Raw genomic sequence first — 16,186 nt, 5'->3', positions numbered from 1 at the left:
GAGCCCACCGGCACCGTCGACTTCCCCACCACCAGACATGGCCGGTCGAGGTGGGGCGCGAGGGTGTCGATCGCGGCGTCGACGTAGCTCATGTCGCAGCCGTACTCGCCGTGCTTCTGCGGCGTGTTCACACACACGAAGTGCACGTCGCCGAAGGCCGCCGCCTCCGCGTACGAGGTGGTGAAGCGCAGCCGCCCGGTCGAGCCCTCGACCCCCGCCACGTGCTTGCGCAGCAGGTCCTCCAGGCCCGGCTCGTACATCGGCACCCGGCCCGTGGACAGCAGCTCGACCTTCTCCTTGACCACGTCCAGGCCGAGCACCTCGAAGCCCAGCTCCGCCATCGCGGCGGCGTGCGTGGCACCGAGGTACCCCGTGCCGATCACAGTGATTCTCAACGACATCCGTGCAGGTCCTTCGAACTATCGGCGGATTCGGCGGAGTCCGCGCCGGGCGGCGCTCCGCAGCAGGTCGGTGGCGCCGCCCCGGCCTCCGGGAGGGCCGTCGGCGGACGCCGGCTTCGGTGCGGTGGCGGCGGCCGTCGCGGTGGCGGTGGACTCGCCGGGCCCGGAGGAGTTCGGCCCGGCGGTGTCCTTCGCCGCCGTGGCGGCCCTGGTATCGAGCGAGGACTGCGCGAGCAGTGCGCCGATGACCGCCTGTGCCGCCGCGGCGGCCGTGATCGTCGCCTCCCCCGGCGGCGAGGCCCGCCCGCTCGGCCGTTTCGCCAGCGAGGCCAGGTCGCCGACGACGTCGACGCCGAGTCCGGCGATCGTGGCGGTCATGTCCTCGGCCAGCTCGGTGGCCTCGGCCACCGCCCACTCGGGGGTGGTGACGCGCGCCTCATCGCGCCCGGGCTGGTACTTGTCGCGCATCCGGCGCAGCGCCCCGGCGCGTACGACCTTGCCGTGCCGCTCCACCGACCAGCCGCGGCGGTGCGACTCCTCGTTGAGCAGCCGGACCAGCTCGGCCTCGCCGTGGGTCATCGACCGGTTGTCCTTCTCGTCGTAGACGAGGAACCCGGCGGGCAGCCCGGCCAGTTCCTCGAAGACCCGCAGCTGCATCTGCTGGTCGGACTCGTCCTGCACCAGGACGGTCACGTTCTCCGGGCCCGCGGCTGCCGCCCAGCGGGCGATCAGCTGGTCGTGCCGGTGCCGACGCCAGAAGCTGGGCGTCGGCTCGATACCCGGCTCGCGGTGGAACATGGCCTCCAGCCAGTCCTCGTACGACGAGCGCAGCCCGTTGCGTACGTACTGCTGCCACTGCGACGGCAGGATCTTCAGCAGCGGCCGCAGCGTGACGACCACCTGTACCCGCTCCCCGCCGCCGAGTTCGGCGACGACCTCGCGGGCGGCGTCGTCGCCGGCGTTGGAGAAGTACTCGCTGCTGATGACCACCCGCCGGTCGCCGGCCTCGGCGCACTGCTCCAGCAGCCGCCGCCAGCGCTCCATGCCCGGGCGGTCGCGCTGCAGGAACACGTCGAGGTGCTCGCGTACGGGCGTACCCGCCGGCCCCGGGAACTCCACTCCGATCTTGGCGAGCGCCGCCGAGACCGGCTGCCGCTTGGTGCCCGCGTAGACGACGTCGTACGCGGGCAGCCGGTCGCGGGCGCTGTGGAAGGCGCCCTGCAGCGCGGTGGTGCCGGTCTTGTGCGGGCCGATGTGCAGGATGCGGCCCCCGCGGGGCACCGTGGGCACCAGCGTCGGCGGCGTTGGCTGCGTCGGCATCAGGAGTCCTCTCATCTGACGCTCCCGGGCAACTGGTCGTTCAGCCAGTCCGTAAGCGTCTCCATGTACGTCTCGGTGATGTGCTCACCCGCCCGGTAGACGATCACGTTGCCGATGACGGCCGGGCAGGTCCCGTCCGGGCACAGCTCGGGCGCGAGGTCGATGACGCGGACCCCGGCCCGCTTCGCGGCCTCGGCGGTGACCGGCTCGTAGTCCATTCCCTCGCGCAGCGGGAACGCGCAGTCGGTGAGCTGGTCGGTGGCTGCCGACACGCACGAGGGTATGTCCTGCGGCGGGTACGGAATGTCGGCGAACGCTGTGACGTCCGCCCCGTTCTTCTCCAGCTCGCGCAGCGTGGCGGACATCCCGTCGCGCAGCGCGGCGGTGTTGGCGTCGCCGTCGAGCTTGTCGCCGCCGCGCATTGCCGCCTGGTCGTCGCGGTTGCCGACGAGCACGAGGTCGGCGCCCTCGTCGGCGATGTGGTCCACCGCGGAGGCCCGCCACTGGTCGCACTCGGTGTAGTCCCGCTCGTACTGCCGGTTGTAGATGGTGACCTTGGCGGGGGTGCAGGCGGACTTGGTGAGGATCAGCAGCCGCCAGCCGCGCTCCTCGGCGACGGTGATCAGCGCCGGGGCGTACTGCGCGGCGTGCGAGTCGCCGAAGAGCGCCACGGTGGTGTCCGCCTTCTTGTCGCCGTAGACGCAGCCCTCGGCCTCGGTGTCGCGCTGCCCGGCGTGGCAGCCGTTGCCGTACACCACGCCCTCGTCGGCGTCGGCGTCCTCGGGCAGCGGGCTGAGCGCGGAGGCGGACTCCTGCATCCGCGTGGAGTCCTTCAGCGCGGCGGCGCCGACGGCCTGGTCGGGGTCGGCGAGCTTGATGGTCGGCACGGTGGCCCAGGTCAGCCAGCCCAGCAGCGCGCCGGCGGCGGTGCAGGCGAGGCCGAGGACGAGGCCGCGGCGCACCGGGGCGAGCGCCCGCGAGACCCGTACCGGGTTCTCCACCAGCCTGTGCGTGAGCGCGGCGGGCACCCAGCTGGCCGCGACGACGACCGCCAGCTGGGCGGTGCTGATGCCGGGCCACTTGACGGTGGCGAAGGCGACCGCCGGCCAGTGCCACAGGTACCAGGAGTACGAGATCCGCCCCACGTACCGCATCGGCGCGGTGCCCAGCAGCCGCGCGCCCAGGGTGTCCTGCCGCGCGGCGCCGGCCGCGATGACCGCGGCGGCGCCCAGCACGGGCAGCGCGGCGGCGGAGCCGGGGAAGGGGGTCTCGTCGGTGAAGGCGAGGGCGGCCAGCGCGATGCCCGCGAGCCCGGCGGCGGCGAGGCCGCCCGCGAGCCACCCCGGCACCCGGCGCCAGGCGTCCGCCGGCACCAGCGCCAGCAGCCCGCCGACGGCCAGCTCCCAGCCGCGGGTGAAGGTGGAGAAGTACGCGGCGCCGGCCTCCTCGCGCGTGAGGTAGACCGAGTACGCGAACGAGGCCACGGCGATGCCGCCGAGCGCGACGGCCAGCCGCGGGCGCACCGCCTTGCCGCCGCGGCGCGTGCACCACCAGCCGATGGCGATGATGAGCAGCGGCCAGACCAGGTAGAACTGCTCCTCGACCGCGAGGGACCAGAAGTGCTGTACGGGGCTGGCGTCGGCGCCCAGCGCGGAGTAGTCGACGGCGAGCGACGCCTGCTGCCAGTTGACGACGTACAGCGCCGCGGCGGCCAGGTCCTTCGCGACCGTCTTGCGCTCCACCGGCGACATCAGCAGCCACGCCAGCAGCGCGACCGCCGCGAGCACGACGGCCGTCGACGGCAGCAGCCGGCGGGCGCGGCGGGCGTAGAAGCCGGTGAGGGAGATCCGCCCGCTGCGCTCCAGCTCGCGCACCAGCAGCCCGGTGATCAGGAAGCCGGAGATGACGAAGAAGACGTCGACGCCGACGTAGCCGCCGGAGATCAGCGGCACCCCCGCGTGGTACAGCAGCACCACGCCCACGGCGACGGCCCGCAGGCCCTCGACGTCGGGGCGGAATCCGCCGCCGGGACCGGACGCGCGCCGCGCGTCCGGCCGGGACCGGCGCTCGGTCGGATCGTGCGCTTCGAGCGCCGGGGCCTGCTGGCCGTGCATCAACCCTCCGGGTAACGGGACTGGCGGTGTCGTCGCATCCGCCGGGACTTCACTTGCGGGCGGCGAGCCGGGCCCGGGCACCGCGCAGCACCCCGGCGAGGGTCCGGCCGCGGGCCGGTGGCGCGCCGGAGGAGTCGCCGGGGCCGGCTTCCGCGGAGCCTACGGGCACGGTCCAGCCGAGGTCGCCGGCGTGCACGGTGACCTTCGGGGTCCACGCGTCGCGCCGGCCGCGCACCTCGCGCGGCAGCCGCAGCCGGGCGCGGTACGTCCGGACGGCGCCGGAGGTCCTGCGCGGCTCGGCCACGGTGGAGGCGATCACCCCGGCGGGGCCCTCGACGTCGAGCCTGACGGCGTCGGCGGGCAGCCCGGTGAGGGTGGCGCGCACGTCGACGACGAGTTCGTCGCGGCGCGTCTCGCGCTGGGCGGCGGCCTCGATCCGCTGGTCCGCCTTGTGCTTGATCTCGCCGACCTCCAGGGTGAGCAGGCCGGTGGAGCGGATCGCGTAGAGCGTGACGACCTGGCCGGAGCCGGCGTACGCCGGGATCACGTGGGCCGCGGGCCGCCTGAGCTGGCTCGCGGTGCGCTGGTCGCCGAAGCGGGTGACGTGGGCGTCGCCGCAGGCCAGGGAGAGGTCCCAGAGCGCCTCGCCGAGCGGTTCGCCGCCGCCGGCGGTCGCCGGATCGACGTCCAGCCGGAAGTTCTGGTAGCCCTCGTCGTCCTGCTGCGGCTCCAGCGTCAGCGGCAGCCGGTGCCGGACGATGCCGCCGCGCTGCTCCAGCAGCAGCTCCGGCGGGGCGCTCCAGCCGTCCGGCGCGGGCGCCTTGACCTTGCCGGAGAGGTGGACGACGCCGGTGTCGGCGTCGAGGTCGGCCTTGCCGACGCGGAACGGGACGGGCAGCTGGTCGGTGACGTCGTAGAACTCGTCCGGGATGCTCCTGGCGGGATCGCGGAAGAACGGGTAGCGGGCGTAGACCCGGCCGTTCTCCACCAGGTGCGCCGCCTCCCGGTCGCCCAGCTTGCGGTGGTACTTCGACGCCGTGATCAGGTCGTCGAGGTCGCCGCGGCGCACCAGCTCCATCAGCAGCCGCTCGATCACCGACAGCCCGGCCGCCGTGCCCTCGGTGTACCACTGGCCGAACAGCTGGCGCATGTCCTGGAAGGCCGTCTGCCGGTCGCCGGCGTCCTTCTCGCGGCGCAGCTGGCGGATGGTGTGCGGCAGGTCGATGGAGTAGTGCCGGGCCAGCAGGTGGTCGCGGCGCGGGCCGTCCGGGACGTGCTCGCCGACCAGCTCGAACATGGCGCGCATGAAGCGGATCCGCGGTGCGGTGCCCTTGGTGACGGAGGTGTTGTTGCCGCCGTCGTCGCGCTTGACCCAGTACACGCAGTCGTAGTCGGCGATCACGCTGATGCCGCCGGCGTGCAGGTAGGCGGCGCTGGTGAACGGCTGGTCCTGGCCGACCCGCAGCTCGGGGCGGAAGCGCAGCTTGTGCCGCTCGACCAGCTCGCGCCGGAAGAGCTTCATCGGGTTCAGCGTCCAGTAGACGCGGGAGCTGAACACGTCGGTACGGGCCAGGTTCTGGTGGTACATGGAGGTCGGCGCGTTGCGGCCGTTGACGCCGACCATCTTGCCGGCGACGACGTCGGTGCCGTTGGCGTCGGCGGTCTCGACCATCCGGGCCAGCGTCTCGCGGCCGAGGTAGTCGTCGGCGTCGAGGAAGAACACGTACCGCCCGGTGGCCCGCTCCAGACCGACGTTGCGCGGGCCGGCCGGGCCGCCGGAGTTCTCCTGGTGGATGACGGTCAGCCGGGGGTGCGCGGCGGCGAGCCGGTCGAGTTCCGCGCCGGTGCCGTCGGTGGAGCCGTCGTTGATGACGAGGATCTCCAGCCGGTCGACGCCGATGGTCTGTTCCAGTACCGAGGTGACGCTGCGGGTGATGTACGGCATCGAGTTGTACGCGCCCGTGATCACCGTGACGTCGGGTATGGATGTCATCGTGCTGATCTCCTTCAGACGGCGCGCTCGAGGTTGCGGCGCTCGGACTTCTCCGCGAGCGCACGCACGGCCTCCCCGAACCGGACGACGGACGCGGGCTCGTCCGGCCCGAGCAGGTACTCCTTCAGTTCCTCGCGCGCGGCGCGCAGCGGGTCCGCCGCGGGGTCGGGGACGGCGGCGAGCAGGTCGTCGAGGCTGGCGGCCTCGGGGTCGAGGATGACCGCCGCGCGTACCGCGGTGTTCTGCCGCATGAACTCCTCCTCCCCCAGGCCCGCGGAGTCGGTCACCGCGTACGGCTTGCCGCTGGCGATGAAGTCCGACACGACGCTGGAGATGTCCGAGACCATGCCGTGCGAGACGTTGAAGCAGTCGTACAGCCGCGGCCGGTCGCCGGTGACCACGCGGTGCTCCCACCAACCGAAGGAGCGCCAGTACGCGTCGTTCCACTCCTCCTTCAGCCGGGCCACCTCCGCCTCGCGGGCCGGGTCGACCACGGCGTCGCGGGAGGTCTGCGCCTCGTCGGCGGCCTCGTCGGTGAGCCGGCCGAGCCGCTCCAGCTGCGCCTCGATACGCACCAGTTCGGCCCGCGCCTCCTCCCGCCCGGCCTGTTCGGCCGCGGCGGCGCGCACCCAGCGGGGCTCGGCGGCGCGGCGCGTACGGGCCTGTTCGACCATGGCGACGATGCGCTCGTGGGCGGCCTTGGCGAGCGGGCTGACCATGCCGGTGAACGGGTGCGGCTTGTACAGCACCCGCACCGGCTCCGCGGCGGCCAGCAGCCGGCGGACGATGTTCTCGCCAGCGAGGATCAGCGAGGTGTTGCCGGGGTCGTCGGTCCAGCCCTCCCACGTGGGCGCGTAGAGGATGGTGGGGATGCGGTCCGCGGCGGGCGCCTCGGCGGGGCGGATCGGCGCCAGCTGCGGGCGGCCGACCTCCACGATGGCGTCGTCGCGGACGCCGACGTCGGCCAGCGCGTAGCGGTCGCGGCCGGCCCGGCCGGCGGTCCACACCTCGTCGTAGACCTTGGCGTACGGGTTGATGCTGGCGACCTTGTCGCTGTCGCCGTGGCCGATGAAGACGTGCTTCATCGTGGGCACCCGCAGCAGGTGGATGTTCTTGCCGACGTTGGCGGGGTAGAGCGCGACCCGCACCGACGACAGGTCCATGTTCATCAGGTGCACCGCGGACGGCACGCACGCCACCGGCACGGTCGTGGAGGCCAGGCCCGGCAGCGTGTGCTGCTCGCGCACGATGAGCAGCGGCCGCTCGTCCAGCGCTGCCAGGTCTCGCAGTGTCTCCAGCCACATGTTGATCTGGTACGTGGACTCCTTGGTGCCGGAGAAGTAGAGCACCAGGGTCGGCCGGTAGGCGCGCAGCCACTCGTCGAACCACTCCAGCACCGCGTCCCGCTTCGGCGGCAGGCCGCCGGGCCGCAGGTAGTACGTCACCACGGCGATGTACAGCAGCACCAGGCCCAGCGTCACGGCCATGCCGGCGTAGCCGTACGCGCCGCGGCCGGTCTCGGCGGCGACGAGGACGCCGGTGACCGCGAACAGGTCGAGGTGCTGGACCTTCTCCGCGGCGCGGTGGGTGAGCCAGCGGGGCGCGGCGTCGGAGATGCCGAGCGGCGTCAGGTCGATGTTGCGGGTGACGACGGGCAGCTTGCGGCGGTTGCGCAGCAGGGTGAGCAGGCCGCTGTGCGGCGCCTGCAGGGTGGCGACGAGGGCGAAGCAGGCGATGGCCTCGTAGCCGAGGGTGTCGCCCGCGACGTCCATCCGGGCCAGCAGCAGCACGAGCAGCAGCTGCCGCAGCATGAAGCGCAGTGTCAGACCGGCGCGGGCCCGGGAGAGCCGGTTGAGCAGGTAGACGTTGCGACGGTGCAGGAAGTGGTCGGAGGCGTAGCTCACCGCGGCCGCCGCGGCGAACGTGCCGAGGCTCGGGATCAGCGCGGCGAGCAGCATCAGCGGGTACGAGACCAGCATCAGGACGGCGGCGGCGAACTCCGCGGGGCTGCCGACCCGGACCAGGCGAAGGAGTGCCCCCGTCACCGCACACCCGCCTCGGCGCCGCCCTCGCTGCGGTCGAGGACCGCGGCCAGCGCGCGGTCGACGTGGGAGCCGCTGGAGCCGCGGGTCGGATCCTGTTGGCGTACGTCGATGACGTGGCCTGTCATCTCGGAGAGCAGCACGTCGAGGGAGGTGCGGGCGACGGCCTCGGAGGGCAGCAGCGAGCCGTCGGGCTCCTCGCCGAACGCCTTGGTGCGCATCGGCGTGGCGGTGCGCTCGGGGTTGATGCAGTTGACGCGGACACCGTCGCCGGCCCACTCGTCGGCGAGGGCCTGGGTGAGGTTGACGACGGCGGCCTTGGTGGAGGAGTAGAGGCTGTACTCGGCCCGGCCGCGGGTGTAGCTGCTGGAGGTGTAGAGCAGCAGCTGGCCGCGGGTCTCGGCGAGGTACTTGTGGGCGGTGCGGGCTATCTGCACCGGGGCGAGGTAGTTGACCCGCAGGGCCTCTTCGAGGGCGGCGTCGTCGGTGTCGGCGAGCCGGCCGATGCGCAGCACGCCGGCGGTGTTGACGACGTAGTCGATGCGGCCTGTCTCGTCGTAGGCGCGGCGTAGCGCCTCCTCGATGTCGGCGGGGTTCTCCACGTGGGTGCCGGTGGTGGAGCGGCCGAGGGCGTAGACGTGCGCGCCGCAGCCGCGGGCCAGCTCGCTGATGTCGCCGCCGATGCCGTACGAGCCGCCGAAGACGACGAGCGTGCGGCCGTCGAGGAGGCGGCGGTGGGCCTCGCCGTCGCCGTGCTCGGGGGCGGAGGTGGAGGCGAGCTGGAAGAGCTTGTCGGCGATGAAGACGTCGACGGGGTGGGTGACCTTCATGTTGTACTCGTCGCCCGCGACCACGTGGATCGGCACATCGGGCAGGTACTTCAGCACCACCGAGCAGTCGTCGGTGGCCTGGAAGTTCGGGTCGTCCGCGGCCACTTCGTACGCCCGCCGGATGGTGGAGAGCTTGAACGCCTGCGGCGTCTGCCCGCGGCGCAGCCGGGAGCGGTCCGGGACGTCGGTGATGAACTCGCCGTCCTCGCCGTGCCGCCGGGTGACGATGATCGTGTCGGCGGAGGGGATGGCGACGTCCACGGCCTGGTAGCGCTCCAGGGCGGTGACGCAGTCGGCTATCACCCGGGCCGAGAGCAGGGGGCGTACGGCGTCGTGGAAGAGGACGTTCGCGTCCTCGCCGGCGGCGAGGTCCGCGCCGATCGCGGCGATGGCGCGCTCGGTGGTCTCGTTGCGGGTCTCCCCGCCCTCCAGCACCCGGCGCACCTTGGTCAGGCCGGCCTTGGCGACGATCCGCTCCACGTCCTCGACGTAGCCGGGGGCCATGAGGACCAGGATCTCGTCGACGCCGTCGGCCTGCTCGAAGACCGCGAGCGTGTGCTCTATCACGGTCTTCCCGGCGATCTTCAGCAGTTGCTTGGGTATGGAGAGCCCCACGCGTTGCCCGGTGCCACCCGCCAGCACCACGGCGGTGGTTCGGGTGGCCTGGGCGGACGTGCTGGCTGCCGGCTCCGTGGGGGCGCCTGTCGACACTGCTGCTCCTGGATGGTCATCGTGAGCGTCGGTCGAATTCGGGGTGAATTCGGCTCGACTGGAAGACATTTTAAAGATGTGCAAAGTTGTATCCGGTTACGGGCTGAGGACGAGATCGTCACCTCCCCGTGATCAGGACGCCGGCCGTGCCACCCCCCGGCCACTTCGGCCGAGCCACGCGCGCAGGACGCGCGCGGGATTGGCGCTCTCCACCCGTACCGACTGAAGAGGCAACTCGGACCTGCTGTTTCCGGCGATCCGCAGGGCGAGGTGCCAGACGCCCGGCTGGGGCACCCGGATGCGGGCGGTGAAGTCGCCCTTGCCGTCCGTGCCTTCCGTGCCGATGGCGCCGTCGGTCGCGGGGGCGGGGAGGGCGACCGTGACCGTGCGGCCGTCGCTCGCGCGGGTCGCCGTCAGCTCCAGCGCCACGGCGGGCAGCCGCGTACGGCGCCGGCCGCGGACCGCTAACACCCGGGCGTCCCGCCGGTCCTGCGCGACGGTGAGGGACGCGGGCCGCACGAAGGAGCGCGCGCCGACCTGGTGGGTGACGTCGAACACGGCGTCGGGCAGGCCGAGGCGGGAGTCGCGGAAGTACGGGTAGTGGGCGAAGACCCGGCCGTCCTCGACGGTGAAGCCGGCGGGCGCCGGCCAGCGCACCGGCTTGCCGCCGTCCTGGGCCGCGAGCGCCCGGCGGCGCCTGCGGATGTAGCGGACGACGGCCACCGCCTCCTCGTACAGCCCGCGCCGCACCAACTCCCCCTGCAGCCGCACGATCGCCGGGACCTGCGCCATCGCCGCCTCGCTGTACCAGCGGGCGACGGGCGCGTGCAGCGCGGCGAACAGGGCGCGGGAGCGGGCGGGGTCGTGCTCGCGCTCGCGGTACACGCCGCGCAGGGCGCGCTGCAGGTTGACCTGGAAGAGCCGGGCGAGGAGGTGGTCGCGGCGGGGTCCCGCGGGGGTGTGCTCGCCGACGAGGGTGAACATCGCGGCGAACGGGCCGGTGCTGCCGCCGCCGGGGCGGGGGGCTCTGCGGACGGTGGTGGTGAGGTTGCCGCCGTCGTCGCGGAGCACGTAGTAGACGCAGTCGTAGGAGGCGAGCACGGAGATCTTCGCGGCGTGCAGGTACGCCCGGGTGACGAAGATCTGGTCCTCGCCGGTGCGCATGTCCTCGGGGAAGCGCAGCCCGTGGCGCTCGATCAGCTCGCGGCGGAACAGCTTCATGGGGTTGAGCACCCAGAAGACCCGGGAGCGGTACAGGTCGGCGTTCGGCTGGTCGCGCGTGAACATGGACGTCGGCGGCGTCCGGCCGCCGACGCCGACGAGCTTGCCGACGACGACGTCCGAGCCGTTCTCGTCGGCCATGGCGGTCATCCGCTCCAGCGCCTCGGGGCCGAGGTAGTCGTCGGCGTCGAGGAAGAACACGTACCGGCCGCGGGCCAGCCCGATGCCCGCGTTGCGCGGGGCGGACGGCCCGCCGGAGTTCTCCTGGTGCACGACGCGGACGCGCCCCGGGTGCAGCCGCGCGAAGCGGTCCAGCTCCGCGCCGGTGCCGTCGGTCGAGCCGTCGTCGACGGCGATGACCTCGACGGTGTCCGGCGGCAGACTCTGCCCGATCACGGAGTCGACGCACCTCGTCAGGTACGGCATGGCGTTGTACGCGGCGATGACCACGCTGACGTGCGGCTGTTCCACTGGCCCCCCAGACCGATCTCCTTCGGTGCAGACGCAGACCGGTCCGGAGGGCGAATGGTTGTCCTGTGTTGCCGGATTCGTGGCGGGTTCAGCCGACCTTCACGGGCTGGGCTCCCGGCTCGGCGGGGGCGGCGGCCGGCTCCTCGGCCTCCGCCGCCGCGGGCGCGGGCACGGGCGCGTGGTCGTCCACGAGGGTCGCCTCGTCGAACGGCACCCGGCCGGCGAGGACCTGCTCGACCCGGTCCTTGTCGATCTCCTTGGTCCAGGTGCCGATGAGGACCGTGGCCACGGCGTTGCCCGCGAAGTTGGTCAGCGCCCGGGCCTCGCTCATGAACCGGTCGATGCCGACGATCAGGCCGACGCCGTCGACCAGTTCGGGCCGGTGCGACTGCAGCCCGCCGGCCAGGGTGGCGAGGCCGGCGCCGGTGACGCCCGCGGCGCCCTTGGAGGCGACGATCATGAAGACGAGCAGCGAGATTTGCTGGCCGATGGAGAGCGGGTCGCCCATCGCCTCGGCGATGAACAGCGAGGCCATGGTGAGGTAGATGGCGGTGCCGTCGAGGTTGAAGGAGTAGCCGGTCGGCACGGTGATGCCGACGACGGGCCTGGAGACCCCGAGGTGCTCCATCTTCGCGATCAGCCGCGGCAGCGCCGACTCCGAGGAGGAGGTGGAGACGATCAGCAGGAACTCCCGGGCCAGGTACTTCAGCAGCCGGAAGATGTTGACGCCGGTGAAGAACCTCAGCACCAGCCCGAGCAGCACGAAGACGAACAGCGCGCAGGTCGCGTAGAACCCGATCATGATCACGGCCAGCGACTTCAGGGCGTCCATGCCGGTCTCGCCGACCACCGCGGCGATGGCGCCGAACGCGCCCACCGGGGCCACCCACATGATCATGGCGAGCACCCGGAAGACCAGCCGCTGGATGTGCCCGATGCCCGTCAGCACCGGATCCCCCACGCGGCCCATAGCCTGCAGCGCGAAGCCGACCAGCAGCGCCACGAACAGCGTCTGCAGCACCTCGCCCGCGGTGAAGGCGGAGACCATCGTGTCCGGGATGATCCCGAGCAGGAACTCGGTGGTCGACTCCGCCTCGCCTTCCGCGGCCTGCTCGGCGCCGGCGTCCCGGGTCGCTTCGGTGATGTGCAGGCCGTCGCCGGGCTGCAGGATGTTGCCGACGACCAGGCCGATGGCCAGCGCGGCGGTGGACATCACCACGAAGTAGCCGAGCGCGAGCCCGCCGACCGCGCCGACCTTGGCGGCCTTGCGGACCGAGCCGATGCCCAGCACGATCGTGCAGAAGATGATCGGCGAGATCATCATCTTGATGAGGTTGACGAAGCCCTCGCCGATCGGCTTCAGCTCGACGGCCGCGTCGGGCGCGGCGAAGCCGACCGCGATGCCGGCCAGCACGGCGAGGATGACGGCGATGTAGAGATAGTGGGTGCGGTCGCGCTTCACGCGCCTTGCTACGGGGGTGGGTGCAGCCACGTCGCTGCCTCCTGACGGCTCGGTGTCCCTGCGGTCCCGGTGAATATGTCGAGCGGGGCGGATGCCGTCACCATTGCGTTCATTTCGTTCATGTGACCGCTCCGGTCACACTGGGGCCATGCGCGTCCCCCGTCCCCGCAGCCTGGCCGGCCAGCTCTTCGCGATACAGGTCGTGCTGGTCACGCTGATGGTGGCCGGGGCGGCGGCCTTCATGTACGTCACGGCGCACGACCGCGCGGAGGAGGCCGCGGCGCGGCAGGCGGAGAGCACGGCGCGGGCGGTCGCGGCGGCGCCGGGCGTGGCCCGGGCGCTCACCGACGGCCCTGATCCGTCCGAGGCGCTGCAGCCGTACACCGAGCGCGCCCGGCGGGACACTGAGGTGACGTTCATCACGGTCATGGCCCCGGACGGCACCCGCTTCACCCACCCCAACCCCGACGTGGTCGGCGAGCCGTTCCTCGGCCACACCGCCCGCGCGCTGCGCGGCGAGACGTTCACCGAGACGTACACGGGCACGCTCGGCCCGTCGCTGCGTGTGGTCACGCCGGTGCGGGCGGCCGACGGGCGGATCGTCGGGCTGGTGAGCGCGGGGATCACCGTCAAGACGATCAGCGACGAGGTGCGGCGGCAGCTGGTGCCCGTGCTGTACGTGGCGGCGGCGGCGCTGGCACTGGCGGGGCTCGCGACGTACCTCCTCAACGCGCGGCTGCGGCGGCACACGCACGGGATGAACGCCGGCGAGCTGAGCCGGCTGCACGACTACCACCAGGCGACGCTGCACGCGGTCCGCGAGGGCCTGCTGATGCTCGACGGCGCGGGGCGGATCGCGCTGGTCAACGACGGGGCGCGGGAGCTGCTTGGCCTCCTGGGGAGCGGCTCGGGCCCCGGCTCCGGGGACGACGTCGTGGGCCGGCCGGTGGCCGACCTCGGGCTGCCGGGGCCGCTGACACAGGCGCTGCTGTCGCCGGAACCGCGGGTCGACGAGGTGCACCTGACCCGGGACCGCACGGTGGTCGTCAACACCTCGCCGGTCACCGGCGGCGAGCACCGCGGCACGGTCGTCACGCTCCGGGACGTCACGGAGCTGCAGACGCTGACCGGCGAGCTGGACTCCGTACGGGGTTTCGCCGAGGCGCTGCGCTCGCAGGCGCACGAGTCGGCGAACCGGCTGCACGCGGTCGTCTCGCTGATCGAGCTGGGCCGGGCGACGCAGGCGGTGGAGTTCGCGACCGCGGAGCTGGAGCTGGCGCAGACGCTGACGGACCGGGTGACGGGCGCCGTGACGGAACCGGTGCTGGCGGCGTTGCTGCTGGGGAAGGCGGCGCAGGCGAACGAGCAGGGGGTGGAGCTGGTGCTGAGCCCGGACAGCCGGATCGACGACGGCGTGCTGCCGCCGACGCTGCCGGTCCGGGACCTGGTGACGGTGCTGGGCAACCTGGTCGACAACGCGGTGGACGCGGCGGCGGAGGGTGCGAGGTCCCGGACGGCGTCCGGGGTACGGAACGGCGGCGGCGGTGCGCCGCAGCCGCAGGTGCGGGTGACGGCGCGGGCGGCGGGCGGCGAGCTGCTGCTGCGGGTCGCGGACGACGGCCCGGGGGTGGACCCGGAGCGGGCGGAGGAGGTCTTCGAACGCGGCTGGACGACGAAGCGGGCCGGCCCCGCGGGCCGCGGCCTGGGCCTGGCGCTGGTCCGCCAGGCGGCGCGCCGGCACGGCGGCGAGGCGACGCTGACGCGGGCGGCGGAGGGCGGCGCGGTGTTCACCGTAACGCTGCCGCTGGGGGCGGGGGCGGGGGGCGGCGCGGAGGGCTGGCCCGCCGAACCCGCCGACGCGAAACCCCCCGGGGGCTCCGGGTGACCGCCGCCGGGCGCTCCGCGCCCATCCGCGTGCTCGTCGTCGAGGACGACCCCGTCGCCGCCGACGCCCACCGGCTCTACGTGGAGCGCGTCCCCGGCTTCGTCGTCGCCGGGTCGGCGCGCTCGCGCGCCGAGGCGGTCCGCCTCCTCGACCAGGTCCCCGTCGACCTGATCCTGCTCGACCTCTACCTCCCCGACGGCCACGGCCTCGCCCTGCTCCGCTCGCTGCGCGCCGCCGGCCACGCCGCCGACGTCATCGCCGTCACTTCCGCCCGCGACCTGGCCGTCGTCCGCGAGGGGGTGTCCCTGGGGGTCGTGCAGTACGTCCTCAAGCCCTTCGCCTTCGCCACCCTGCGCGACCGCCTCGTGCGCTACGCCGGGTTCCACGCCGCGGTCGGCGAGGCCGGCGGCCAGGACGAGGTGGACCGCGCGCTCGCCACGCTCCGCGCGCCCGCGCAGGCCGCACTCCCCAAGGGCCTGTCCGGCCCCACCCTCGCCGCCGTCACCGACGCCCTGCGCCGGGCGGGCGACGACGGCCTCACGGCCACCGCCGCCGGCGAGGCCACCGGCACGTCGCGCATCACCGCCCGCCGCTACCTGGAGCACCTGGCGGAGACCGGCCACGCCGTCCGCGCCCCGCAGTACGGTCAGGTGGGCCGCCCGGAACTCCGCTACCGCTGGTCCGACGCCCGCCCCTGACCGCGCCCCCCGCCCGAAGCGCACCGACGCGGGCTGCCCGTACGGTGCGTAGGGGATCCGGACCGTGGTCGTTCCGGGTCGGCTCCGGCTCGTCCGGCGAAGGCTCGACGCCGGCCCGCCGCGCGAGCCGCCCGCGCCGGCCTCCCCGCTATCTGATGCCTTGGCGGCGCAGCGTCTGGGCCAGCTCGTTGGCGTGCTGCAGCATCGTCTCGGCAACGTGGGCGACCTCGCGGTCGGACGCGCGGGATGCCGGCATCGAGCAGCTGATCGCGTCCGTGGCCGGGATGCGGTAGCCGACCGAGGTCGCGACGCAGCACAGCCCCGGGGTGTTCTGCTCCCGCTCCAGCGCCCAGCCGCGGGCCTGGCTCGCCTCCAGCTCGGTGTGCAGCGCGGAGCGGGTGGCGACGGTGCTCTCGGTGAGCCGGGTCAGCGTCTCGTCGGGGAGGATCGCGTTCACCTCGTCCGCGGTGCGTTCGGCCAGCAGCGCCTTGCCCAGCGCGGTGGCGTGCGCGGGCAGTTGCCGCCCGACCCGGGAGACCAGGCGCTTGGGCTCGGTGGCGTCCCTGGTGGCCAGGTAGATGATGTGGGGTGCGTCCAGGCGTGCGTAGTGCGCGGTGTATCCAGTGGCGGCGCGCAGGCTCTCCAGCTGCCGGACGGCGAAGGGGAGCGCGGGGTCGTGGTCGAGATAGGCGGTGCCGGCGAGCAGGGCGCGCGGGCCGACGCCGTAGGTCTGCTCGCCGTCCGTGGTCTCGATCCACTTCAGGGACGTGAGCGTGCGCAAGAGCGCGTAGAGGCTGGAGCGCGGATAGCCGGTGCGCTCCTGGAGCTGGCCCAGGTTCAACGCGTCCGCGGACTCGGCCAGCACCTCCATGATCCGGGCCGTGCGCTCGGCCGACTTGACGGGGCCGCGGCCGGACTTCGACTCGGGCACCCCCGTCGCGGTGTCGCTCTCCACCACTCTGTCACCCCTTGAGAAAGTGCGCTCCATCATACGGGACGGGCATCTGATGGTGACTGCCCTCCATGGATACAGCTTGC

At 73.2% G+C, this 16,186-nt stretch carries 11 protein-coding genes; 2 read left to right on the top strand and 9 right to left on the bottom strand.

The window, feature by feature from the left end; genetic code table 11:
• The 8 genes from T328_RS33685 to T328_RS33650 form a co-directional block, all read right to left on the bottom strand.
• A partial coding sequence (locus T328_RS33685) for a 3-hydroxyacyl-CoA dehydrogenase NAD-binding domain-containing protein (protein WP_496500056.1) occupies window positions 1–401 on the bottom strand: 401 nt, incomplete at its 3' end.
• Between the two features lie 18 nt (window positions 402–419).
• A complete protein-coding gene (locus T328_RS33680) occupies window positions 420–1,721 on the bottom strand; it encodes a hypothetical protein (RefSeq protein WP_496500055.1) in 1,302 nt (433 codons plus the stop codon).
• Between the two features lie 11 nt (window positions 1,722–1,732).
• Complete coding sequence (locus T328_RS33675) at window positions 1,733–3,835, bottom strand: acyltransferase family protein (protein WP_496500054.1); 2,103 nt, start codon at window positions 3,833–3,835, stop codon at window positions 1,733–1,735.
• Window positions 3,836–3,884: 49 nt separating this feature from the next.
• Window positions 3,885–5,828 (bottom strand): glycosyltransferase family 2 protein, encoded by a 1,944-nt coding sequence (locus T328_RS33670; RefSeq protein ID WP_496500053.1) that lies wholly within the window; start codon window positions 5,826–5,828, stop codon window positions 3,885–3,887.
• Between the two features lie 14 nt (window positions 5,829–5,842).
• The gene (locus tag T328_RS33665) at window positions 5,843–7,873 is read right to left on the bottom strand and encodes a hypothetical protein (protein WP_496500052.1); all 2,031 of its coding nucleotides are present in this window, start codon (window positions 7,871–7,873) and stop codon (window positions 5,843–5,845) included.
• The gene (locus T328_RS33660; RefSeq protein WP_496500051.1) at window positions 7,870–9,411 is read right to left on the bottom strand and encodes a D-ribitol-5-phosphate cytidylyltransferase; all 1,542 of its coding nucleotides are present in this window, start codon (window positions 9,409–9,411) and stop codon (window positions 7,870–7,872) included. The genes T328_RS33665 and T328_RS33660 overlap by 4 nt, the downstream gene beginning before the upstream one ends.
• Window positions 9,412–9,543: 132 nt before the next feature.
• Window positions 9,544–11,103 (bottom strand): glycosyltransferase family 2 protein, encoded by a 1,560-nt coding sequence (locus tag T328_RS33655; protein WP_496500050.1) that lies wholly within the window; start codon window positions 11,101–11,103, stop codon window positions 9,544–9,546.
• Window positions 11,104–11,191: 88 nt separating this feature from the next.
• The gene (locus tag T328_RS33650; RefSeq protein ID WP_496500049.1) at window positions 11,192–12,595 is read right to left on the bottom strand and encodes a cation:dicarboxylate symporter family transporter; all 1,404 of its coding nucleotides are present in this window, start codon (window positions 12,593–12,595) and stop codon (window positions 11,192–11,194) included.
• Window positions 12,596–12,713: 118 nt separating this feature from the next.
• On the opposite strand from T328_RS33650, the gene T328_RS33645 reads away from it, so the two are divergent.
• Complete coding sequence (locus T328_RS33645; RefSeq protein WP_496500048.1) at window positions 12,714–14,450, top strand: sensor histidine kinase; 1,737 nt, start codon at window positions 12,714–12,716, stop codon at window positions 14,448–14,450.
• Window positions 14,447–15,148: a response regulator gene (locus T328_RS33640; protein WP_496500047.1), complete on the top strand. Its 702-nt coding sequence runs from the start codon at window positions 14,447–14,449 to the stop codon at window positions 15,146–15,148. The genes T328_RS33645 and T328_RS33640 overlap by 4 nt, the downstream gene beginning before the upstream one ends.
• Window positions 15,149–15,296: 148 nt before the next feature.
• Here T328_RS33640 and T328_RS33635 read toward each other — a convergent pair whose 3' ends face one another.
• Entirely contained in the window at window positions 15,297–16,106 is an 810-nt protein-coding gene (locus T328_RS33635; protein WP_496500046.1) for an IclR family transcriptional regulator, read from the bottom strand.
• Window positions 16,107–16,186 lie beyond the last annotated feature (80 nt).

The sequence above is a fragment of the Streptomyces sp. CNX435 genome (genome assembly GCF_059570575.1).
The sequence above is the reverse complement of the archived record's forward strand: the minus strand, read 5'-3'. Positions and strand labels throughout refer to the sequence as shown.

Excerpts from the sequence above, each read along its gene's own strand:
- T328_RS33680 (WP_496500055.1), bottom strand. The coding sequence starts at position 1,721 with ATGCCGACGCAGCCAACGCCGCCGACGCTGGTGCCCACGGTGCCCCGC.
- T328_RS33675 (WP_496500054.1), bottom strand. The coding sequence starts at position 3,835 with ATGCACGGCCAGCAGGCCCCGGCGCTCGAAGCGCACGATCCGACCGAG.
- T328_RS33670 (WP_496500053.1), bottom strand. The coding sequence starts at position 5,828 with ATGACATCCATACCCGACGTCACGGTGATCACGGGCGCGTACAACTCG.
- T328_RS33645 (WP_496500048.1), top strand. The coding sequence starts at position 12,714 with ATGCGCGTCCCCCGTCCCCGCAGCCTGGCCGGCCAGCTCTTCGCGATA.